This window comes from uncultured Flavobacterium sp. (genome assembly GCF_963974175.1).
Lineage (GTDB): Bacteria > Bacteroidota > Bacteroidia > Flavobacteriales > Flavobacteriaceae > Flavobacterium.
This window is the reverse complement of the sequence record NZ_CAXBBR010000001.1, coordinates 31541-53790: the sequence shown is the minus strand read 5'-3', so window position 1 is coordinate 53790 and position 22250 is coordinate 31541. Positions and strand designations below refer to the sequence as shown.

Annotated in this window: 18 protein-coding genes; 5 read left to right on the top strand and 13 right to left on the bottom strand. The window is 34.5% G+C overall.

Features of this window, described 5'->3' with window-relative positions:
* The first annotated feature begins 22 nt into the window (after positions 1–22).
* Positions 23–406, top strand: a complete 384-nt coding sequence (locus AAC069_RS00220) for a hypothetical protein (protein ID WP_339918542.1) — start codon at positions 23–25, stop codon at positions 404–406.
* Positions 407–488: 82 nt separating this feature from the next.
* On the opposite strand, the gene AAC069_RS00215 is transcribed toward AAC069_RS00220, so the two are convergent.
* The 11 genes from AAC069_RS00215 to AAC069_RS00165 form a co-directional block, all read right to left on the bottom strand.
* Positions 489–1037, bottom strand: a complete 549-nt coding sequence (locus AAC069_RS00215) for a PepSY-associated TM helix domain-containing protein (RefSeq protein WP_339918541.1) — start codon at positions 1035–1037, stop codon at positions 489–491.
* A 116-nt stretch (positions 1038–1153) separates the two neighbouring features.
* Positions 1154–3556: a TonB-dependent receptor gene (locus AAC069_RS00210; protein ID WP_339918540.1), complete on the bottom strand. Its 2403-nt coding sequence runs from the start codon at positions 3554–3556 to the stop codon at positions 1154–1156.
* Between the two features lie 48 nt (positions 3557–3604).
* Positions 3605–4735, bottom strand: a complete 1131-nt coding sequence (locus tag AAC069_RS00205) for a PepSY-associated TM helix domain-containing protein (protein WP_339918539.1) — start codon at positions 4733–4735, stop codon at positions 3605–3607.
* 68 nt (positions 4736–4803) lie between these two features.
* Positions 4804–7107, bottom strand: coding sequence for a TonB-dependent receptor (locus tag AAC069_RS00200; RefSeq protein ID WP_339918538.1), 2304 nt, complete (start codon positions 7105–7107; stop codon positions 4804–4806).
* Positions 7108–7843: 736 nt separating this feature from the next.
* Positions 7844–10156 carry a DNA topoisomerase 3 gene (locus tag AAC069_RS00195; protein ID WP_339918537.1) on the bottom strand — a complete coding sequence of 771 codons (2313 nt, stop codon included), beginning with the start codon at positions 10154–10156 and terminating at the stop codon, positions 7844–7846.
* 168 nt (positions 10157–10324) lie between these two features.
* On the bottom strand, positions 10325–11284 hold the full coding sequence (locus AAC069_RS00190) for a hypothetical protein (RefSeq protein ID WP_339918536.1): 960 nt from the start codon (positions 11282–11284) through the stop codon (positions 10325–10327).
* A gap of 111 nt (positions 11285–11395) precedes the next feature.
* A complete protein-coding gene (locus tag AAC069_RS00185; RefSeq protein ID WP_339918535.1) occupies positions 11396–11830 on the bottom strand; it encodes a hypothetical protein in 435 nt (144 codons plus the stop codon).
* A 110-nt stretch (positions 11831–11940) separates the two neighbouring features.
* Entirely contained in the window at positions 11941–12894 is a 954-nt protein-coding gene (locus AAC069_RS00180) for a hypothetical protein (protein WP_339918534.1), read from the bottom strand.
* Between the two features lie 250 nt (positions 12895–13144).
* Positions 13145–13438: a hypothetical protein gene (locus tag AAC069_RS00175; RefSeq protein ID WP_339918533.1), complete on the bottom strand. Its 294-nt coding sequence runs from the start codon at positions 13436–13438 to the stop codon at positions 13145–13147.
* 6 nt (positions 13439–13444) lie between these two features.
* Positions 13445–13795, bottom strand: a complete 351-nt coding sequence (locus tag AAC069_RS00170; RefSeq protein ID WP_339918532.1) for a hypothetical protein — start codon at positions 13793–13795, stop codon at positions 13445–13447.
* Positions 13796–14030: 235 nt separating this feature from the next.
* On the bottom strand, positions 14031–14468 hold the full coding sequence (locus AAC069_RS00165; protein ID WP_339918531.1) for a DUF6265 family protein: 438 nt from the start codon (positions 14466–14468) through the stop codon (positions 14031–14033).
* A gap of 437 nt (positions 14469–14905) precedes the next feature.
* On the opposite strand from AAC069_RS00165, the gene prfA reads away from it, so the two are divergent.
* The 4 genes from prfA to AAC069_RS00145 all read left to right on the top strand — a co-directional run bounded on the left by prfA (position 14906) and on the right by AAC069_RS00145 (position 18346).
* Entirely contained in the window at positions 14906–15982 is a 1077-nt protein-coding gene (gene prfA / locus AAC069_RS00160; protein WP_339918530.1) for a peptide chain release factor 1, read from the top strand.
* A 47-nt stretch (positions 15983–16029) separates the two neighbouring features.
* Positions 16030–16389, top strand: a complete 360-nt coding sequence (locus AAC069_RS00155) for a four helix bundle protein (RefSeq protein WP_339918529.1) — start codon at positions 16030–16032, stop codon at positions 16387–16389.
* A gap of 51 nt (positions 16390–16440) precedes the next feature.
* Positions 16441–17274 (top strand): orotidine-5'-phosphate decarboxylase, encoded by an 834-nt coding sequence (gene pyrF, locus AAC069_RS00150; protein WP_339918528.1) that lies wholly within the window; start codon positions 16441–16443, stop codon positions 17272–17274.
* Positions 17275–17539: 265 nt separating this feature from the next.
* Positions 17540–18346 (top strand): helical backbone metal receptor, encoded by an 807-nt coding sequence (locus AAC069_RS00145; RefSeq protein WP_339918527.1) that lies wholly within the window; start codon positions 17540–17542, stop codon positions 18344–18346.
* 118 nt (positions 18347–18464) lie between these two features.
* On the opposite strand, the gene AAC069_RS00140 is transcribed toward AAC069_RS00145, so the two are convergent.
* Positions 18465–20942 carry a TonB-dependent receptor gene (locus AAC069_RS00140; protein WP_339918526.1) on the bottom strand — a complete coding sequence of 826 codons (2478 nt, stop codon included), beginning with the start codon at positions 20940–20942 and terminating at the stop codon, positions 18465–18467.
* Positions 20881–22248, bottom strand: coding sequence for an HTTM domain-containing protein (locus AAC069_RS00135; protein ID WP_339918524.1), 1368 nt, complete (start codon positions 22246–22248; stop codon positions 20881–20883). The genes AAC069_RS00140 and AAC069_RS00135 overlap by 62 nt, the downstream gene beginning before the upstream one ends.
* Positions 22249–22250 lie beyond the last annotated feature (2 nt).

Below are 22250 nucleotides of genomic sequence, written 5' to 3'. Positions count from 1 at the left end.
TAAATACCACATTAATAAACATATGAAAGAAATATTTAGTTCTACTTATAGGATAGGCTATCTTGACGGATATTCAATGGGTTTAAATCCACATGAATCATCTGAAGGTAATACGGATACTGCATTTAGTGCGGGTTTTAAATCCGGACGGTTAGATTATGAAAACATGAATGGTTTAATTTGTTTCGGAATTCCGCAACGAATTGTGACTGAAAAAATTTTAGAAGACTTTCTCATCGCTGGTATGTTAGGTTTTGATATCGATGCTGATGGCTACACAGCGAATCAAATTAATGTAATTTCAAAATGGTATGAAAGTGGTATTGAAAAATATGAGCCCAATCAGTATGCTAATCTTTCAGCATTACTTAATGAGAACGAAATCAAAATGAACCAAGAAATTTAAGGTATATTTTAAATAGTTAAAAACAAAAAAACCGTAATAACGCATGCGTTATTACGGTTTTTTTATGCCTTATTCTCTCTTCTTAAGCTAATAAGAACAAGAAAATTAATGGAAATAGGATTCCCGCTACTGCTAGTTTCCATCCACGCTGTTTCCAACTAAATTTACCTGCTTTTACCATTATTGTTCCGCTTAGAGCAATGATGATTAGACTTAGGGCGAAAATATCTGAATAATAAATCCAGAAATTAGAAGTGTTTTTGTGCAGACTCATCGACTGACTAATGATTGGTGTTTTTAAGAAAGAAACGATTTCACCTTTGCCAGTTTTCATGTCTATTTCGACATCATGTTTTTCAAATGAAATTTTCAGGTTTCCTTTTTTAACATTGTGACGGCGAAACTTGTCGTCTATTCCTAGTTTCGTACCTAAATCTTTAGCAAATTCTTCATTGATTTCGCTCTCTTTGGGCAGGGTAACTTCAATAAGTTTAGTCTCAGTTGTATATTTTTCAGGATGCCACATGTCGCGGTGATTCATCATAAGTCCTGATAAAGCAAAGGAAACGATGAGTCCAATATAGAAGTAACCTAAATCTCTATGTAAATTTCTGAAGGTCTTTTTTTTCATTGTAAGTGTTGAATTTGTATTTGCGAAAATAATATATTCCTATTTATAAAAGAAAAAACTTTTCTCTGTTTTTCAATAAGTGGTCATTTAGAAAAAACTTTTTTAAATAGTTTGTTTTAAAATTTATATTTTAAGGAAGTTAGTACTTGACGTGGCGCAATTGGGTTTACACTGTAGTTTTCATGAACGGTATAGTCTAATACGTTTCCTATGTTAGATAATTTACATAACACAGAGAATTTGCCCCATTCATAACCGGCAGATATATCTACAGTAGTGTAATCATTTATTGGTACTTGTCTATCTCTAAGAGTCGCAACTTGAGTATCTGGGTCAATTAAGATTTGGTTGTTCCATCCAGCTACACGATTTCCTATGTAATTTGCTGATGATCCAATTGAGAGTCCTTTTAATATTCCTGATGGCAAGGTGTAGAAGAAGCTTAGGTTAGCCGTGTTTGCTGGTGTTCTTGCTAGACGGTCTCCTACAATAAAGCTTCCGTTACCACCTGAAGTTTTTGTGTAGCGCATGTCATTATAACTATATCCTGCCATTAAGCGCAGACCTTCAGTAGGTCGAGCCGTGATATCCAGTTCTACTCCTTTACTTTTTGTAGCTCCACTTAAGACTTTTATACTTGAATCAGTATTGTTTGATCCATCTGCTTTAAATTCGGCAGTTTGGGCTAAGTTGCTATTTTCAATTTGGTACAAGGTGATGTTAGTACTCAACACTCCTTGCCAGAAATCTTTTTTGATTCCCAATTCATATTGGTCAATTAAAGAAGGTTTAATTACTTTTAGGTCGATCGTTGTACCAGAGTTTGGAGTAAAAGAATTAGAGTAACTAGCAAATAAGGCCATGTCTTGAGTAGGTTGATATACAAGCCCTAACTTAGGAGTAAAAGCTTGGTCAATACGTTTTGTATCAGTTGTAACCGTAGTTGGCGTTTTAGTTAAATCATAAGTTTCAGCTTGAGCTTCTTGCCATGACCAACGCAATCCTGCCAACACTTTGAATTTGTCAGTAAGCGAAATTAAATCCTGCGCATAAATTCCAAAACGATTTGTGTCCGTTTTTACTATTTTGGTATTTGTTGCATCTGGAATGGCGCCACCTTGATCAAAATTATCAAAATCAAAAATATTACCGCTACCATAAGTTTTCGGTGAGAAGTTATAAGTATATGCTTGAGCATAAGAACTCTCAAAATCAACACCTGTATATAGTTGGTGTTTTATATTTCCAGTATTGAAATTTCCTTGTAAGCTGATTTGCTGTCCAAGTATTTGTTCTAGGTTTTTATTTTGTCCTAATGGCCTTTCCCAGTAGCCATCATCTGTTGGTTGGATACGCTCTGTACCTTTTGATGTTCTGTTATAGTTTTGAAAAGAAGAGTTGAAGTTTAATTTCCAGTCGTCGTTAAATTCATGTTTTACTAACCCTGAAACGCTGGTTTGTCTTGTTTGCCCGTTAGACCATGTGGCACCTAAATAAGTGTTTCTAGGTACATCAGCAATTTCTTTCCCAGTCATTCCAGTTCCAAAATCAGGAGTCCAATCGTCGCGTAAATAATCTCCTTGCAATATAATTTCCGTTTTGGTACTTACTTTAAATAGTACCGATGGGTTGACATAATAACGTTCTTTTTTTACAACATCTCTAAAGCTTTCTGAGGTTTCGTATGAACCTGTGAATCGGTAAGCGATAGTACTATTTAAAGGACCATAAAGATCAATAGATGGTTTGTAGAAGGCATTGCTTCCCATTTGAATGCTAATTTCTCCGCCGCTCTTGAAAGAAGGTTTTTTTGTAACCATATTCAAGATCCCTCCTGGGGCTACATTTCCAAATAATAAGGCAGCGCTTCCTTTAAGTACTTCTATTCTTTCCAGAGAAGATACTTCTGGAAGGGAACCATTACTAAAACGGAAACCGTTTTTAAACATATTATTAGAAGACATATCGTATCCGCGAGACCAGAATGATTCTTGGGCACCACCACGGGCTGAACCAACATAGACACCATTAACATTTCGAATAACATCGCTCAACCGTACCGCTTGCTGTTGTTCTATAATATGGTGTCCTACTATTTGAATACTTTGAGGTAGATCTATTGACTTTATATCCAGACCTGATAAAACGGTTTCTTTCTTCTTGTTAGGAGTTTGCTTGATTTTAATCACTAATTCCTTCAGGGTCGTGATGTCTTCAATTAATCTAAATTCTACAAAATTTGTTTGGTTGGTCAAAACTTTAATCTCTTTGGATTGTTTTTTCATGCCAACCCCCTCAAGTGTTATAGTATGGTTTCCTGTAGGGAAATTGGCGAATTTAAATTCACCATTGGCATTCGTTTCAGTTGTTTTTGCTTCCTTACCTAACTTAATAGCTATTCCTGGAAGCGGAAACCCATCAGTAGAAAGTATTTTTCCTTCGATGATTCCGTGTTCTTGCGCGTTTATATAAAGTGAAGTAAATAATAGGATGAATAGGATTCTAATTCGAGTGCTCATAATTGTTTATTTGGAATGATTAAAAATAAAAAAAGGATCATTTTTTTACTATAACTGCTGCTTTTTATTCTTTTTTTTATTTCGTCCCCACCAAATAAAAAATCCAGTTACTGGTAGCGTGGCAATGAGAAGACTAATTAGAAACGCAAATATTTTTCCGGCTAAGCCAAAGATGCCACCTGTATGAATGTCGTAATTTAATTTCATTAGCTTATCAGCATTATCAGTGTCTTTTAAACGTCCCCAAAGATGGTTTACCTCAATTTCTTCTAACGTAAATTGATCAAAATAACGGTAGTCAATGGTGCCGTAAGTAGCTTTTTTGGAATTGGCATTGGCAGCAATTGACGAAGTAGGACTTTCTGGAGGATGTACTTCTATGGATTCTGCTTCGGGATATTCACTTACCATTTGTTTCCAAACTATATCTAATGGGTTTTCAATTGTACCCTTAGTCGTATTTATCTTTGATGCGGGTTCTTCATATAATAGGGATTTTTCACCTCCCATTACTGTATAATAAGAGAATGCAAACCATTGAAAGCCCCAAACCAAGCCCGTAACAGCAAAAATAAATGCAATTATCAAAACATAGAAGCCGGTAACATTATGTAAATCATAATTTTTTCTCTTCCATTTCATTCCCTTTTTCCACTTCAAAGAGAAGCGTTGTTTGGCAGCATTTTTATTTTTTGGATACCAAAGTATAAGCCCAGAGATAATCAATAGTATAAATAGCAATGTAGCACTGGCTACTACAACTTGACCAATGGCGTCCGGAAGCCATAAATAAAAGTGGCCATCTAAGATAAAATGAAAGAATCCTTCTTCGTTATTGATTGTTTTGATCACTTTTCCAGAATACGGATTTAAATACGTTGTGTAATAATAACTGGGCTCATAATGAAAAAATATAGCTTCTACGGCATCTGTTTTTCTATTGTACTTTAAGGCATGCAGGGTTTTTCCAGGAAGCTGTTTCTGGGCAATTGCTAGTAGTTTTGATGGAGGTAAAAAAGGAGATTGCTGTTCTGTTACAAATCGGTAGTCTTCAGTTAGGTTTTGAATTTCTTCTTGAAAGGCGTATAAACATCCAGTAATAGCAATGATAAAAACGATTATTCCTGAGGACAATCCTAACCATAAATGCAATACGCTTATTGCTTTTTTAAAACTCATTTTCATGTGATGTAACAATTAAAATAACTCCGCTTGAAATGAACGGAGTTATATGTGATTGATAGTTTTTAAAATTTATAGGCTACAGTAACCCTAGCATTAGTACCTGCCTCCGCTTGCCAATAATACATGTCGGTATAGCTGTAATATCCTCCTGAGTACAAATATTTGTTCAGAATATTATTGACAGTAAGGTTTATAGTTACTTTTTTTCTTTGATAGGACAAGCCTCCATCAACGCGGAAATAATCTGGTAAGCTGGCTGTATTTCCTGTTGAAATGAACCAAGGTGCTCTTTTTACCTGATATTGATACCCTAATGAAACACCAACTCCGCTCAACGTTCCTTTATCTATTTTGTAATTTAACCAAGCATTTTGAATGTGCTTAGTACTTCCTGGAACTTGCGTTCCTATGAGAGAAGCGTTGCTATCTTTAGTTGTTTTTCCTTCTGTAAACGCATAGTTTAGGATAAGGTCTAAATTATTAAAGATTTGACCTCGAATATCTACTTCAAAACCTTTTACTTTTTGCTGTCCGCTTTCTCTGCTATATTGCATTGCTGCAGTAGAGTTTTCTAAATCGGCAGTAAGCACGTTGTTTTTTGTGATCTGGTATACAGATACAACTGAATTCCATTTCCCGTTCAACCAGTCTCTTTTTAAACCAAATTCGATGTTTTCACCCGTCTCAGGATTAAAGGAATTCCCTTGCCAGTCAGCGCCATAATTTTCATTAAATGATTGATCGTTTACAAAATAGGCAGATGTATTTTTATTAAAGGAATAGCTTAAGCCTACCCTTGGTGTAAACCTGCTGTTTTTAGTATCTCCAGAGTAATAGTTAGCTGCTTTAAGAATAGTATATCTTCCTGCTAATGTCAATCGTAGTTTGTTGTCAAGGAAACCTAATTCATCTTGTACATACAGCGCTTTATAATTATTTTGGTATTTTACTCCTCTGTCTTCAAGATTCTTACTTCTGTCAAAAGTAGGAGAGGCAGCTAATGTTCCGTGTACCGGATTGTAGATGTCTAGATCTGGCATGCTAAAGTATTGCACCCAATCGTGATAAAATGTTTTATCGCTTAGATCAATCCCGGATAAAATTTTGTGAGAGACGGCTCCAGTTTTTACTTCACCATTTACATACGCTTGTCCCACATAGATTTTTCCTAAAATATCCCAAATGCTTCCGGCACGTTTAAGGATCGCTTCATTAGTACTATCAAAACCATTAGGCCACAAAGAAAGCCCTTCTTGCTGGTAGTTTAGGTAAGAAGATTGGGCTGTAAATTTCCAGGTATCATTTATTTTATGTTCTACAATGGCAAGAATATTTCTTTCTGTCATTTTTGTAGGATCTAGATTAGCTTCAGATGTTGTGAAGCTTCTAGGTAAATCAGCATAGCCTTTATGTGAATAAGAATAATTAGAACCAACTGCATTTACTTTAGAGAATTGTTGTGTGTATTCTAATGTTACTGCTGTTTTGTCTGAAAACAAATATTTTAAAACAGGTGCAAAACTATAGCGGTCATTAAAATCAAAATCACGGTAGCTGCCTTTCTTTTCTGCCATTACATTAACTCTATACAGTAATTTTCCATTATTAGTTAATTTCCCGTCAAAATCTAATGTACCTCTATACATATCAAAGCTTCCTAAAGTTAAACTTGCTTCCCCTTTAGTGCGTCCGCTAGGTTTTTTAGTAACTACATTATAAAAACCACTCGGGTTTCCGTTGGCCAACATAAAACCAGCTGGACCTTTTACAAATTCGATACGTTCTACCATGCTCATGTCTTCCGTAAGTGGACCCCATGTTGAACTGATGTTCATACCATTTCTAAATGCAGCAACTTGACTACCTCTCATAGTAATATTGGCATAATTATCCCAATGCTCTACTCTGGTAGCTCCACTGACGTTGCGAGTAACGCCTTCCAACATGTTAAAAATTTGTTGGTCATTAATCAGTTTACCAGTAATTACTTGGATGTTTTGGGGAATCTCAATAATAGGGGACTGTAGTCGTAATGAAGAGGAGATTCTATTGGTTTTGAAAGCACTTTTATTACTTAAAATAATGACTTGATTCAATTCGGTATTTGATAAAGAAAGTTTAATGTTAACAATTGTTGTTTCTTTATTGGTAATTGTTACCTCTTTCTCAATATCGTTATTTCCTATTAAGCTTACTACTACGATGTGTTTTCCTGCTGTTAGGTTTTTAAGAATAAAGAAACCGTCATTATCAGTGATTGTGGTTTTGTTTTCCCCTTTCAGCTGTATAGAAACCCCTTCGGCTGCCTTGCTGGTATTGGTTAAGACTGTTCCTTTTATGGAAGCAGTTCCTTGCTGTGCAAACATGGAGTTTAAAGAAATTATGTATAAGCTAAGGAGAAATAAGAGGTTGTGTACTTTTTTATGCAAATAGATCATGGTAAAAATTAATTAAAGTTAAAGATTATTATTATTTAGATTTAATAAGAATAGTGCAAATCTATATTTTAATTTTTATTTAACAATAACTATTTAGATTAAATAAAAATAAAGTTTTTAACGAAATGGATTACAGTTATTTAGAACATAAAAAAAACCTTGCTAGAAGGCAAGGTTTTAGTAAGGAGGTTTAATTTCGTATTTAATCCGTGGTTGATTGTGTTTTTGAAAAACTAGGCTTCGCTGACGGCATGCTTCAAAGTGCTGGGGCAGGTTCCTGAAAAAGCGTATCTAAAAAAGTCAAGAAGAGCTTGTTTTGGGTTTATTAATAGTTGCTTTTTACCGATTTTCGGTTCCAATAAATTAAATATAATGTGGGAACAATAAAGGGAGTAATCCAATCAATTCAATTCCGTCAAAAAATGCCTGAATGGAAATTAAAATCGTAATAGATTGTTCCATTCTAATTTTATTCATGCTCTATCATGCAAACTTTTTGGATAAGTTGATTTTATTAAAATTTTATTTCACAACATCAAAGTATTATTAATGAGTAGCTTAGTACATGAAATTATTCCTCTTGTTTAATATAATGGTACAAAAAAAGTCTATAGAATACGGCCCTAAAGTTAGTTTGTAAATTGTATAGTGTAGCGGGGCATTTTTAGCTGTTTTCTTTCAGAATTTTATAAACCAATTCTTTAGTTGGTTTTTGGTCTTTCAATTTTTCTCTGACTATATCAAAAGTAACTTTAAAATCACATCCAGATTTATAATCGGTGCAACCGTAAGCTGTATTTCCTTTGATGACCGTTCCTTTTTGACATTTTGGACATGGCAAAGCATCAGATTGAGCTTTGTTTTTTGTTGGTGGAGTAGGAACAGCTATTTTTTTAGGTTCTAACTTGAGTTTGAAATTTTCATCAAAGCGTAGCAAACCTTCGACAGTTCCCGCATCTGTTTTAAACTCTTTTAAATTAACAGTAGACCCTTTTTGAAGTAAGCGTAAATATTGGTTCTCTGATATTTTTTTATCAGCAAAAGTATAAGGTAGTACAAAATCACAACCCGCTTTATAGCCGGAGCAACCATAAGCTGATTTCCCTTTTAAAAGTGTCGCTTTTTTACATTTCGGACAAACTTCTGCCGAAATTCCTGCTGCTTTCTTCTTCTCTACGGTAGCCTCTTGTTTTTGAATACTTCCGGCATGCGAAATATTTGCACGCTTGGTTTCACTGCGCACTTCATACACCAAAGCTTCTACCATGCGTTTCATATTGTTGATAAACGCAGCAGCGGTAAACGTTCCTTTTTCAATATCTTTCAACTGCTTTTCCCAAGACCCCGTCAATTCTGCCGACTTCACCATATCATTTTGAATGGTGTCAATCAATTGAATTCCTGTTGGCGTTGGTAATACTTGTTTTTTATTTCTTACAATGTACTGGCGTTTAAAAAGCGTTTCGATAATATTTGCTCGCGTTGACGGACGTCCAATTCCGTTTTCTTTCATCAGTTCTCGTAAATCTTCATCATCAACCTGTTTCCCTGCCGTTTCCATCGCGCGTAATAAGGTCGCCTCCGTAAACTGATTGGGTGCTTTAGTTTCTTTTTCTAAAAAGGAGGGTTGGTGCGGACCTTTTTCACCTTCAACAAAGTCAGGCAATAAATCAGCTTCTTTTTCTTTGGCGTCTGGGTTTTCAAAAACGACGCGCCATCCTTTTTTTAGAATTACTTTTCCAGTGGTTTTGAAGGACACATCAGCCGCTTTCCCTATTACGGTAGTATTCGCTACGGAACAATCATCATAAAAAACGGCAATAAAACGTTTGGTGATGATATCATACACCTGTTGTTGGTTGTATTGCAAGTTGCTCTGAATTCCCGTTGGAATAATGGCGTGGTGATCCGTTACTTTTTTATCATTAAAAACCTTAGTTGATTTTTTTATTTTTTTGCCTAAAAGTGGTTCGGTTAAAGCAGCATAATTCGTAAGGTTTTGCAAAATACCTGGCACTTTTGGATAGATATCGTTGGGTAAAAATGTAGTATCGACTCTGGGATAAGTGACCACTTTTTGTTCGTACAAAGTTTGAACAATTTTCAAGGTCTCATCTGCCGAAAAGCCAAACTTAGTATTGCAATAGACTTGTAAGCCCGTTAAATCAAAAAGCTTTGGTGCAAACTCATTCCCTTTCTTTTTTTCGATGGAAACAATCTCGAAATCACTTTCCTTGACTTTATTGGCTAGAAGTTCTCCGTCTTCTTTTTTCAAAAAACGACCTTCTTCGTAACTAAAAAGAGTTTCTCTATATAATGTTTGCAGCTCCCAATAGGGTTGCGGTTTGAAATTTTCAATTTCTTTCCAGCGATCTACAACCATCGCTAACGTTGGCGTTTGTACCCGTCCAATAGATAGTACTTGCTTGTAACCGCCATGTTTTACAGTGTACAAACGGGTGGCATTCATCCCTAATAACCAGTCGCCAATGGCTCTGGAAAATCCAGCGTAGTATAAATTATCGTAGTTGGCAGATGGTTTTAAGTTTTCAAAACCCTCTCTGATGGCCTCGGTGGTTAAGGAGGAAATCCATAGTCGTTGTACTTCGCCTTTATAATTGGCTTCATTCATCACCCAGCGCTGAATGAGTTCTCCTTCTTGTCCTGCATCCCCGCAGTTGATAACCAAACTCGCTTTATCAAATAAACTTTTTATAATTCTAAATTGCTTTTGAATCCCTGAATTTTCCACGACTTTGGTTTCGAATTTATCGGGAAGCATGGGTAGGTTGTTCAAATCCCAGCTTTTCCAATAGGATTTGTAATCGTTAGGTTCTTTTAAAGTACATAAATGCCCAAAGGTATAGGTTACCGCATAGCCGTTGCCTTCATAATAGCCATCATGTTTGGTATTAGCTCCTAAAACGGATGCGATTTCTCTTGCTACACTTGGTTTTTCGGCAATACAGACCTTCATTTTTCCTACTGATTTTGAAGGTGCAAATTAGGAATTTAGAAGTTGGTATGGAAATGAAATCTTCAGGAGTTATGAACGGGGATGGTTTCCCCACGAAGGAGCTATGTATGGAAGATGAATTAATTGGAGAAGAAGTCATACGACTAAAGTATTAAAACAAACGAGGTTTTATTCAAGTTCTATATTACGTGATTTAAGGACTCCGTTTTTCTTTATTTTTACCAAGTCATCAACATAAGTTCCCCTTATAGGAATTGCTTTGTTGTTTGTTATTTTGTAATATTCGGAAGGATATTCAGACTCGATCTGATTAGGTGATAATTTGGTAATATCAAACCAAACGGAGTCGTCAAATTTAATTTTTTGAGCTTGAATGATTTTTTCTTTTACGTTTTTCTCGTATTTATATGGATTTCCTGGGCTAGCCCATTTTCCGTTTTTTACTTTATATAGATCAAAGTATTGGTATTTTTCGTGATAAAGTTGTCCACAATATTCTCTCACAAAAAGTAAGACATTTTCATATTTACTAAAATTAGGAATGCCGTATTCATCAGTGGCCGCGAAATTTATTGTGTCTTTCTGATAATTCCCATAAATATTTTTTTCTATTTTGTACTCACTTTTATACTCACCGTTAAATCCATGTATAAAAATCACATCACAATAGTTAGGGCCTTTTTCGTATTTTATATCAATCTTTTTTCCAATAAAAACATAAAATTTTGATGGCTTTTCTTGTATACATTCAACATATGGAATACAAGGTTCTGGTTGCAATAGAATATTTATTTCGTTCCTTTTTATTAAATCAGATACTGCAAATTTTTGTGTAACGTAAGTCAATGAAGAGAAAAATAGTGAATCTGATGGTTTGGCTGAAATACTAAAAAAACCTGTAGAATAGGTATGTGTTACGTATCTTTTGTTTTTAGCTAGTTCGGGATAACTATCCCATTTTTTTGTAAGCTTAGCCATGTCTCTAAATTTTTTTAAAGTGTCATTCACTTGTACTGAAACGTATTTATTATTTTTTATATCAAATGAAACAATTCCTTCAATTTTAATTTCTTGAGCGGAGCAAATTATTGATAATGAATATAGTAACAAAAAATATATTTTTTTCAATATGATTTTTTTTAAAAGTTTATGACATGTAATCTGCGCTAGTATTAAAATAAAACATAAAAATTTTGTTTATATTCAAATTGAAAACTATCTAGAAATGAAAGGTCTTATTTATTTTAGCCAACCTTTTTTAATTCCAATAGTTGAGAACCATAGTAGAAAAATGCCGAAAACAATAACTAGTATAGGCATGATTTCTGTGCCGGAGCCATAGACTTCCTTGGCTTTTGTAAAAAAAAGAGTGTGAATCATTTGTGGTATAATGGCAAGAAGCGAAATAATAAATGCAGGTTTTGCCCATTTTTTCTTCATAAGTAATCCAATGCTACCAATAATTCCTCCGAAAACAGCAAAGGCAAAGGCAATGAATGTCCAAAGTGGATAACTGTTATACAACTCTTGTTCGGCTAGAGGTAATGCTTTCAACGCTTCACCAGTCATTGTAAGTTGTTGAAAAAAGGAGCTTACACCCATTAAATTCCAAAGTAAAGAGAATGATGCTACTGCCCAAAACCACTTTGGGATTTTTGTTTTTTGATTTTCCATTGTTATTATTTTATGAGTTACTTGGTGTTTTTTTGTTAGAAACAATAACGAAGTTATGAAAATTATTTTTTTTAATAAGGTCTAAAAATACAAATGGAATGCGTCTTCTTTTATTTGACAAGTAATTTGCTAATCCAATTAAGGCAATCTACTGGATCCATTATTGACCAGGAATGTGGATGTTTACTTCCGTCTAATTTAAAACCTTTGCCATAGCTGATAATTACATTTGCATCTTCATTTCCCATAATCTTTAGGCTATTCACCATTGCTATGATATCAGTTCCATTCCAATCATACAAATCACGATGGCGTTCCTGCATTAGCCACTCCACATCAAAATCAGTATACATTCGCAATGGAATGTTTTTTAAATATTTTGCGTTTCCACCCTCTTTTGCACCATAGGAATAGATTGATGCTGCTATGTATTTTTCTGGATTTTTATAAGGTGTGCCGTATAATTTTTTATATCTCTCGATTATCCATTTTCCTTCACTAACTCCTACTTCATTATAATTTCTTTCAATTTCTCTTTCACAATATTCATACAGATGCGCTTTATCCACTGGACTGTCTAAAGCAAAAACTCCTTTGGGCACTAGAAAAGTGGTACCTGGATATTGAACTGTTTTTTCGGCATAACTTAAGGAAATCATTCCTCCATTAGACAAGCCTCCTAAAATAAAATTATCTTTAGAGACATGATAATCCTTTACTATCTCATTAAAAATTTTGTCTAAGAGGTTAAATTCAGCAGTTCTATTTTCTGTTCCAAAATTAATAGAAGGAATAAGTACTAATAAACCTTTCTCAACCGCAAGTTGAGGCAGTTTGATCTGTTTTAATAAATTTTCAGTAGTCTCACCTCCTGAAGGTAGAATTACAAGAACACCTTTAATTTCAATTTTTGGGACTAATTTCAGATAATATAAAGTTGTTGAATCTCCGTCATTTATATACAGATCAGTTGTATCACAGTCTTTAAGAATGACTTTTTCCATCTCTTGACCATAAGATAGTGTCATTGTCAATAGTAGTAGTAACGATAAAAGCTGTTTCATTTTTGAGTTTGTATTTAAATAAGCGATAAAGTCGAGTTCTACAAGACCTTCTCGAAAGCAAAAATAGTATTATTAGGATGCACAGCGATCGTGACAATTAAGATGGAATACTTCGGATAGCAGATTTTTTCACAGCCTGACGTCCTGCTGCTTTGAGATGGCTGGGAAATCGTAAACGCTCAGTTTTCGGCTTAACGAAAACTTGATGCGAAACGGTAATTCCACTAAAGTCCAGCTAGCTCAATGGCTGTTATCTACTGTTTTTTATTCCGTTACGTAATTCTTCTTCGTATATTTTTAATCCGTCAAACTTTTCAAATTCTGTGAAATCACTTTCAGTATATTTCTGATGAGTTCTACTCTTTAACCAAATCAATTCATTTTCTCTACCATCAAATACAAACTTATGATTTTGTCCATTTATTCGGTATACGAGGAGTCCACTTCCAAAACTATATGGTAAAAAATGCAATTCTTGTAATTCAAATTCAGCGATTGAGCTTAATTTTAATTCTATGTCTTTTCTGAAATCTTCGAAATTCATCTTGTATTATTTTCTAATTCCCATTTCTTTGTATGCGTGTAATTCACAAAAAACAAGATTATTTAAAGCCTTTTTGCTACAATCTTTCCATTTGCATTTCTCATTTGATAATCCTCTACTTTCCTTCAAAAATTCAATTCTTAAATCTTGGTCATTAAATTCCGTCCAATTTTCTGCTGATTGAATTTTGACAAACATTTGAGTTTGGTATTTATTCCATTCATCTAGTCTCCAAAATGATTTTCCCGCTTTATTCTGATAAAGTCTATACCAATCCTTTTTCTGAATTAAATCAAAGTCCGAATCGATTATTTTTAGAATAGTCTCGTCAACGTAATAGATGTTCTCGTTCAGCATTTTCGTCTTTTAAAATAGTGTATAACTTATATATAAACGCTACACAATAACGCCTGTCAACTCTGTATGAGGTGGATATTCGCTATTCGATAGCGTAAATCTCTTTATTCAAATATATACTATTTTATTTACAATTGATCAAAGAACTTTTATGCTTGTCAAGCTGTTTTTAGCGGTTAAGTCAAAAAAAAAACCTTGCTTTCGGCAAGGTTTTTTATAAAGTATTGTGAGTTTTTTATTTAGTTCTTAGCATAATATATTTTTCAGAACTGGGTTTCCCTGACTGAATGCCTGATATTTCAGCAACTAGGCTGTCTTTAGAAACTTGGGTATAACTGATTTTTTGTGGGTAATCATGTTTTGGGTTTGTAAAGACAAGTTGGTTTTCTTTTGTCTCTGTAAGTACGAAGGCGACTGGCTTATCGTCGTTTTGGCCTCTTACATTAGCATTGTAACTTAATTGCTCTCCTATTTGTTGCAACACGATCGTTTCATAATGAACGGTGTCTTTTCCTTTTAGAAAAAAAGAGTGTCCATTATAAGTACTGTCATTTATTTTTTTCCAAGTTTCGGTAAGTGTTCCGTCCTCGGACTTGTTTTCCCATTGCCCTTGCAGCCAACGTGCCGTTTTGATTTTATCTTTTTCGTTTTTATCAGGATCATTTGTATCCATTTTTTTACAGGAAACAAAAATTGTTATTAGTACTAGAAAAGTAATTTTTTTATACATAGCTATTTTGAGATTGAGTTGTACTACAATGACGGTGCGAAATTATGAAAAAGATCGTAAATAGCCCAGATAAAAGCGGCATCCTTTTTAGGGTTGAATGACGGAGGAATTTCAGTCTAAAAAGATATAGCGGATAGCTGGAAATAGCTTCAAGAATTATAAATTATAAATGATGGATTTTAAATTATTAGATATTAAGTGTATTTCTGCCTTTTGATTCAATGTATTTGCCTTTGAAATGGCTTTCGTTTAGTTGTTTTTTATCCTAAAAAAGAGATAGTAAATGGCTTAGATTTGTTCTTAAAAAACTTGGAACTTTAAACATTAAACTTTAAACAAAAATTTCGTATTTTTGCACTCCAAATATAAGGACTAATAATATGTTAGATAGACTTCAAATAGTAAAACAACGTTTCGATGAGATTTCGGATTTAATCATTCAACCGGATGTTATTTCTGATCAGAAGCGTTATGTGCAATTGAATCAAGAATATAAGACTTTGAAAGCTTTGGCTGAAAAACGCGATGAATACGTGCTTTTACTGGCTAATATAGAAGAAGCAAATGAAATTATAAGCGATAATAGTGATGCAGATATGACCGAAATGGCCAAGATGCAACTCGATGAGGCAAAGGAAAGACTACCAGAATTAGAGGAAGAGATCAAATTCATGTTAATCCCAAAAGATCCAGAAGACGCTAAGAACGTGATGGTGGAGATTCGTGCCGGTACCGGTGGGGATGAAGCAAGTATCTTTGCAGGAGATTTATTCAGAATGTATACTAAATATTGTGAAGGCCGCGGATGGAGAACATCTGTAGTGGATATGAATGAAGGTACATCTGGTGGATTTAAAGAGGTGATTTTTGAGGTGACCGGTGAAGATGTTTATGGAACTTTGAAGTTTGAAGCAGGTGTGCACCGTGTACAACGTGTGCCACAAACAGAAACTCAAGGACGTGTGCATACATCAGCAGCGACTGTTATGGTTTTGCCAGAAGCAGAGGAATTTGATGTACAAATCGATATGAATGATGTACGTGTAGATTTTTTCTGTTCTTCAGGACCAGGTGGACAATCGGTAAATACGACTAAATCTGCAGTTCGTTTAACGCATATTCCAACAGGATTAGTTGCGCAATGTCAGGATCAAAAATCACAACATAAAAATAAAGACAAGGCATTTGGCGTTTTGCGTTCCCGTTTATACGAGCAGGAATTAGCTAAAAAACAAGCTGAAGATGCTACTAAACGTACTTCTCAAGTAAGTTCTGGTGACCGTTCTGCAAAGATTCGTACGTATAACTACGCACAAGGTCGTGTAACGGATCACAGAGTGGGATTGACTTTATATGATCTAGGAAATATCATGAATGGTGACATTCAGAAAATTGTTGACGAACTAGCGTTAGTTAACAACATGGAAAAATTAAAAGAAGCTAGCGAAGTTTTTTAAATTGGTTTTCGGGTTTTAGGTTATAGGTTTTTGTAAAACTAAAATATATGAGAAACTTTAGGGATTTAGAAGTTTGGCAAAGTTCTGTTTTATTTGTTAAAAAAATATACATAATTACCAGTACATTTCCTAAAGAAGAAAAATATGGATTGGTGTCGCAAATTAATAGATGCGCAGTTTCAATTCCTTCGAATATAGCAGAAGGTTGTTCTAGAACATCTCAAAAGGATTTTTCTAGATTTTTACAAATTAGTTTAGGTTCGGCCTTTGAATTAGAGACTCAAATTGAAATAGCTAAGGAGATAGGTTTTGTGGATCTAACTTTACACTTAGAAATTATCACCGAGCTTAATATAATTCAAAAAAGGATTCAATCTTTGAAAAAATATGTTGATTCCAAGGTCTAAAATCCAACACTCAGCTAATACCCAACGCCCAGCACCTAAAACCCAACAAAATTGACTACACAACAACTTATAGAGCAAATCAAAATTAAAAAATCATTTCTGGCCGTAGGATTAGATGTTGATTTAGATAAAATTCCAAAACATCTATTAGAACTCGAAGACCCAATTTTTGAATTCAACAAAGCGATAATTGATGTCACTCATGATTTGTGTGTTGCTTATAAACCCAACACCGCTTTCTATGAAGCCTATGGGATTAAAGGATGGATGTCACTAGAAAAAACAATAAACTATATCAATGATACCTATCCAGATATCTTCACGATTGCTGATGCAAAACGTGGTGATATAGGAAATACTTCTTCGATGTATGCAAAAGCCTTTTTCGAAGATCTAAACTTCGATTCGGTTACTGTTGCTCCGTATATGGGAAAGGATTCAGTAGAGCCGTTCCTTGCCTTTCAAAACAAACATACTATTATGCTTGCGTTAACATCTAATGAAGGCGCTTTTGATTTCCAAACGCTTACTGTGGACGGAAAGGAATTGTACAAGCAAGTTCTAGAAACTTCTAATACATGGAAGAATGCTGAAAACTTGATGTATGTTGTAGGCGCAACTAAAGCAGAATACTTCACTGAAATTCGTAAGATTGTTCCAGACAGTTTCTTGCTGGTTCCTGGAGTAGGGGCACAGGGAGGAAGTTTATCTGAAGTATGCAAATACGGAATGAATGCCAATGTAGGATTACTGATTAATTCTTCGAGAGGAATTATCTATGCTTCTAACGGAAATGACTTTGCCGAAAAAGCAAGAGCAGAAGCTTTGAAAATGCAACAGGAGATGTCAGCAATTGTTAGTTTAAAGTTTAAAAATTTAGTTTAAAGTTTAAAAATTTGGTTTAAAGTTTAAGGTTTAAAGTTTAAAGTTTTTTGGATTGTGTGTAAAAATCTTAAACACGAATTAAAAACAACAAACTTTACGGTAAAACGTAGCGGGCTTTACGTATCCCGATAGCTATCGAGAATGCTTCCACTGTGGTTAAACTTTAAACTTTAAACTTTTTCAAACTTCAAACAGAAGCTTATCGGTTAAACTTTAAACTTTTTCAAACCTTAAACAATTTAAACTTTTTTAAAACTTTTCTCTTTTGAAACAAAAAACGCTAACAGACCAGCTCGGAACGATACATACTTTTGAAACTTCGCCTCAACGTATCATCTCTTTAGTTCCTTCTCAAACGGAGTTGCTTTATGATTTGGGGCAGGAAGCAAAAATCATTGGGGTTACTAAATTCTGTGTGCATCCGTATCATTTTAAATCAACCAAGAAGAGTGTCGGCGGTACCAAAAAAGTGCATTACGAAAAAATCCGTTTGCTCCAACCCGATATTATCATTTGTAATAAGGAAGAAAACACCCAGGAAATTGTTGAAAGACTAAGTGAAATATGCCCAGTTTGGGTGACTAATATCATTACCATTGAAGATAACTTTCAGATGATAACTGATTTTGGTCAACTTTTTAACTGTAGGACCGAAGCACAAAAGTGGAATGATAAATTGGCTTTTGCCTTGAGCGATTTTAGAAACTTCATCAAAGATAAAGCGGTAAATAAAGTAGCTTATTTTATTTGGAAAAACCCCTACATGGTGGCGGGTTCAGACAATTTCATTAATGAATTGTTGAAGCTGAATCACTTTAAGAACATATATGATAATAAAGGAAGGTATCCTGAAATCGAACTTGAAAAAATGAAGACAGAAGGTGATCCAGAAATTGTTTTTCTTTCTTCTGAGCCTTTTCCATTTAAGAAAGAGGATGGATACGAAATAGGACAATATACAAACGAAGCCCAGACTGTTCTAGTAGATGGCGAAATGTTCTCTTGGTACGGCAGCCGTCTTTTGAAAGCATTTGATTACTTCAAAATGTTGCATAAAAATCTAGAAAAATAGTTTGTGCTATCTCGAAAGTTAAAATTCTCTTTTTCATCAGTATTAAAAAACCATTTATAAATTAAGACCTGATCCTTAATTTATAAATGGTTTTAAATTTTAATACTTCTTCGATTTTTTAAAATACAAACTCCAGAGTAGTATAAAAAGTTCTAGCGTCTGATGGAATGATTCCTGGACCAGGATATCCTGTAGCTCTTCTTGTAAAATAACTGTTGTTTGTAAAGTTAGTTACTCCAGCTTCTAGTTTCCACTTTTTCCATTTGTAAGATGCTGAAAAGTCGGCAACATAATAAGAAGGAATTTCTCCAAATATCCCGTAAGTGTTATCATTTATGTCTGTTTTACTATTGTTCGCTTCTGTATATTGAGAAGAAACATAGGTAAATTGCAGGCTAGACATGAAATTTTTATATCCAATACCTGTTCCAGTTTTGACGTTAAAAAGAGGGACAAATTCGACTTTGTTTCCTTCTATATTTGGCGCATCAGATTTTAAGTATTGTGAATCGGTTAAGGCGATGTTAGAAAACACGTTCCAGATAAAGTTTTCTTTTCGTTCAAAGAAAGTTTTGTTTAAACTCCAGTCAAACATGGTTTCAAAACCATAAGTAACAGCAGTACCTATATTAGAACGGTAACGTACTACAGCCGCAGATCCATTTGGATTACGAGTTTCATATTCACCAATTTTGTCATTGTAGTACAAGCCGTAAATACTGGCGTCAAAAGTTACTTTGTCGCCTAGTTGTCCACGTACACCAATGTCTGAAGTAAACCCTTTTTCATCGCTTATATTGGGATCAATCACATTACTTGGACTCACGGTACGGATGTCGTTAAAAGTCACTGAGCGGTAATTTTGAGATACGTTTCCGTAAAATTCAATTTGGTTTTGTGGCTTGTAACTTAATCCAACACCTAATAATACAAAATTCCTGTCTTTGACATTGTTCTCTTGTTGATTTTCGTCAAGGATTACATTTCCAGCTAAGTCTAGGTTTATTTTTCGGTAATATCCTTCGGCTTGCGTACGTATTTTTTCAAATCTAAAGCCTGGTGTAATAGAGAAGTTTGACGATATTTTGAAAATATTTTCTCCAAAAACAGCAAGATTTAAGTTTGGGAACGTATAATCTGACTGGTTTGCATAGAACGGAAATTCGTTATTGGCTAAATTAAAATTGGCATCACTACCTGAGCTACCTGGCCCTTGTAATCCGGTATTTTTTGATTGGTAGTATTTAGCTCCAATTAAAAAGGCACTTCTATTGTCGTTAATGCTGTAGCGTTTTAAGTAACGTGCTTCGGCTCCCCAGTTTACAAAATCACCTACGATTAAATCCCGAACGGTTCCTGCAGCATCAGAACTTGAAACACGGTTTGAGCGATATCCTACCGTTTTTCTACTGGCATCTAAACCAAATAACTGTAAGGAAAAGTCAGCATCGTTATTGAACTTATGCTCTAATTTTAAAGCGAACAGATTCCAATCTACAGCAAACCAGTTTCTGGTTCTGTTGCTTTGTTTGGGATCTTGGTTGAACATGAAATCAGTTAAACCACCAGCTTGTTGTGCTAAGTAATTAAAATAAGTATAATCAAAATGTAAAGAAGTTTTGTCATTCAATTGATAGTTGAGATTAGCATAATAATTCTTGCTTTCAAACTCGGAGTTGGGTCTAAAACCATTTCCTTGTTTGTGATTGTAAAAACTGTAATAGCTAAATTTCTTTTTCGTTCCGCTAACGGAAGTGAAATTGGTAAACAAACCATAAGATCCTACCGTATTTCTAGATGTAAATTCAAAAGGTTTTTTAACCGGTGATTTTATCTTAAAGTTCACCAAACCCCCAAACTGGGTTCCGTATTGCAAAGAGGCAGCACCTCGAACGACTTGTATTTCTTCTAAAGCTTCTGTAGGTGTAGCGTAGTAACTTTCAGGGTATCCTAGAACATCTGCGCTGATATCGTAACCGTTTTGGCGGGTGTTGAAATTTGAAGTTCTGTTTGGGTCTAATCCACGACCACCGATGCTTAGTTGCAGTCCACCATCGGAGCTTTCGTTAATTGTTAGGCCCACTACTTGAGCAAATATTTGACGGGCATTGTTGGTTGCTTTATTAGCGGTCAATTTATTTATAGATACTACCTCAGTCTTTTTGCCGGCATAAATAGCAGTACCTTCAATATCTTTCAGCTTGTGGAGTGCAAATATTTTTTCGTTTTGTTTCTTGATGATTACTTCAGAAAGGTTGTTGATTTTAGTCAATGCAATCGTCAGGGTGCTTCCGGTAGTAATACTGTTTTGTTCTACAATTGAGTAGCCCTCTTTGAAGAAAACAAAATCAAAGCTTCCTGATTTTTTTAAATCAATTTCAAAAGCGCCTAAAGCGTCTGTAAACACTTTTGTGTTGGACGTTTTATTGTATATTTCTACAGCTATTAATTTTTTTCCGTTTCCATCAGTAACTACACCCGCAATTTTATTTTGGGCAAAACTACCTACAGAAAACAATAAAAGGATGACAATACTAAAATCCCTTAATCGTATCATTGAAAGGCAGTATCCAAGTTTTGTGTTTGAAATTTTCATTTTCGTTTGCTAGATTTATTTTTGGGTCTATATATTTTTGGCTTAATCTTCCGTTTAGTGCCACGTAGCTTTCTACGTAAACTTCCGGATTATTAAGGCCTTGTTTTTGGTGATAATCGTGTAAATAATGAGCGTATTCCAAAATAAAATCAGGCTGGAAAGCCATTTGTTTTTCTTGAAATGTGGTCAAAAAGTGACTGTTGTTGATGGTGATTTCCTTTTTAGAAACCGCATCTTTTACTTTAAATGTGGCATATCCTGCTTTTTCCATCAACATAACGCGCCATGAGAATCGGAAACCTTCTTCAGTCCAAAACAACTCATTGGGATAACATAAATAGCGAAAAGGGAATAATAACTGAAACGCAATAAAGCAGCTTATAAAAACTAATTTTGTTTTATATAAAGAGTTAAGATTGGGTATTTTTTCTTTTCCATTTTCGAATATTAAAATAGGAATGGAAATCAGTTTTCCTAAAAAGGACAATGCTTTTTTATGGAAATTAGCATCAAAGAATATCAATGAACTGATGATCATTACATAAGGGAAAACGCCTATTGGGAATAATATTTTAGTTAGAATATGAAATACAACAACTAAAATAAAACCGAATATGCGGGTTCTTTTGTAAAGTAATAAGACCACAATTCCGAGGTCATAGATAGCTCCAGTCCAGCTAAACACATAATGTACCCAGTTTTCATTTAGTAATGCACCTATTAATGGGAGATTAGAGTTATTAGGCAACCATATTTTAAGAGGCATAGCTTCTAATAGCCAGTCGGAGTTTAGTTTTGCTAAACCAGCGTAGAAGTACACAATAGCCAATAATAATTTTAAAATGTCAATATTCCAACGTGGAACCTTCTCAAATCGGTTTTTTTCATTCTTTAAAGCATCCACTGAAAAATAACAGTTTGCTGGTAAAAATAACAGCACAAGACTAATAATAGTGATGAAATAATAATGATTAAGGTAAGTTGTCTTGTCTAGTAGTTCGATGTAGGTAAAACTCAAGAAAAAGGCAGCGATAGCCCACTTGTATTTATATCCTATTGCGACAAATAAAGCAGCGAGTCCTGCAATGATAAAAAGTAAATAGGTGTAGTTCCCAAAAGGTTTAACCCACTGAAACCCGTAATATGTAAAATGAAATTGCGGATCAATATAGAATTTCTTAATCCATCCGTAACTCGCAAAGCGAATTAAACTCAATAGCATCATTAAACCAAACGCTAGCCTAAAAAAAGCTAGCGTCGAGGCATGTGAATACGTATTCAGATATTTTTTAATTTGGGTACTCATAA

What these genes read in the sequence shown, in the direction of transcription:
- AAC069_RS00220 (WP_339918542.1), top strand. Translation starts at nt 23, where the DNA reads ATGAAAGAAATATTTAGTTCTACTTATAGGATAGGCTATCTTGACGGA.
- AAC069_RS00215 (WP_339918541.1), bottom strand. Translation starts at nt 1,037, where the DNA reads ATGAAAAAAAAGACCTTCAGAAATTTACATAGAGATTTAGGTTACTTC.
- AAC069_RS00210 (WP_339918540.1), bottom strand. Translation starts at nt 3,556, where the DNA reads ATGAGCACTCGAATTAGAATCCTATTCATCCTATTATTTACTTCACTT.
- AAC069_RS00205 (WP_339918539.1), bottom strand. Translation starts at nt 4,735, where the DNA reads ATGAGTTTTAAAAAAGCAATAAGCGTATTGCATTTATGGTTAGGATTG.
- AAC069_RS00200 (WP_339918538.1), bottom strand. Translation starts at nt 7,107, where the DNA reads ATGTTTGCACAGCAAGGAACTGCTTCCATAAAAGGAACAGTCTTAACC.
- AAC069_RS00195 (WP_339918537.1), bottom strand. Translation starts at nt 10,156, where the DNA reads ATGAAGGTCTGTATTGCCGAAAAACCAAGTGTAGCAAGAGAAATCGCA.
- AAC069_RS00185 (WP_339918535.1), bottom strand. Translation starts at nt 11,830, where the DNA reads ATGGAAAATCAAAAAACAAAAATCCCAAAGTGGTTTTGGGCAGTAGCA.
- AAC069_RS00180 (WP_339918534.1), bottom strand. Translation starts at nt 12,894, where the DNA reads ATGAAACAGCTTTTATCGTTACTACTACTATTGACAATGACACTATCT.
- AAC069_RS00175 (WP_339918533.1), bottom strand. Translation starts at nt 13,438, where the DNA reads ATGAATTTCGAAGATTTCAGAAAAGACATAGAATTAAAATTAAGCTCA.
- AAC069_RS00170 (WP_339918532.1), bottom strand. Translation starts at nt 13,795, where the DNA reads ATGCTGAACGAGAACATCTATTACGTTGACGAGACTATTCTAAAAATA.
- AAC069_RS00165 (WP_339918531.1), bottom strand. Translation starts at nt 14,468, where the DNA reads ATGGATACAAATGATCCTGATAAAAACGAAAAAGATAAAATCAAAACG.
- prfA (WP_339918530.1), top strand. Translation starts at nt 14,906, where the DNA reads ATGTTAGATAGACTTCAAATAGTAAAACAACGTTTCGATGAGATTTCG.
- AAC069_RS00155 (WP_339918529.1), top strand. Translation starts at nt 16,030, where the DNA reads ATGAGAAACTTTAGGGATTTAGAAGTTTGGCAAAGTTCTGTTTTATTT.
- AAC069_RS00140 (WP_339918526.1), bottom strand. Translation starts at nt 20,942, where the DNA reads ATGAAAATTTCAAACACAAAACTTGGATACTGCCTTTCAATGATACGA.
- AAC069_RS00135 (WP_339918524.1), bottom strand. Translation starts at nt 22,248, where the DNA reads ATGAGTACCCAAATTAAAAAATATCTGAATACGTATTCACATGCCTCG.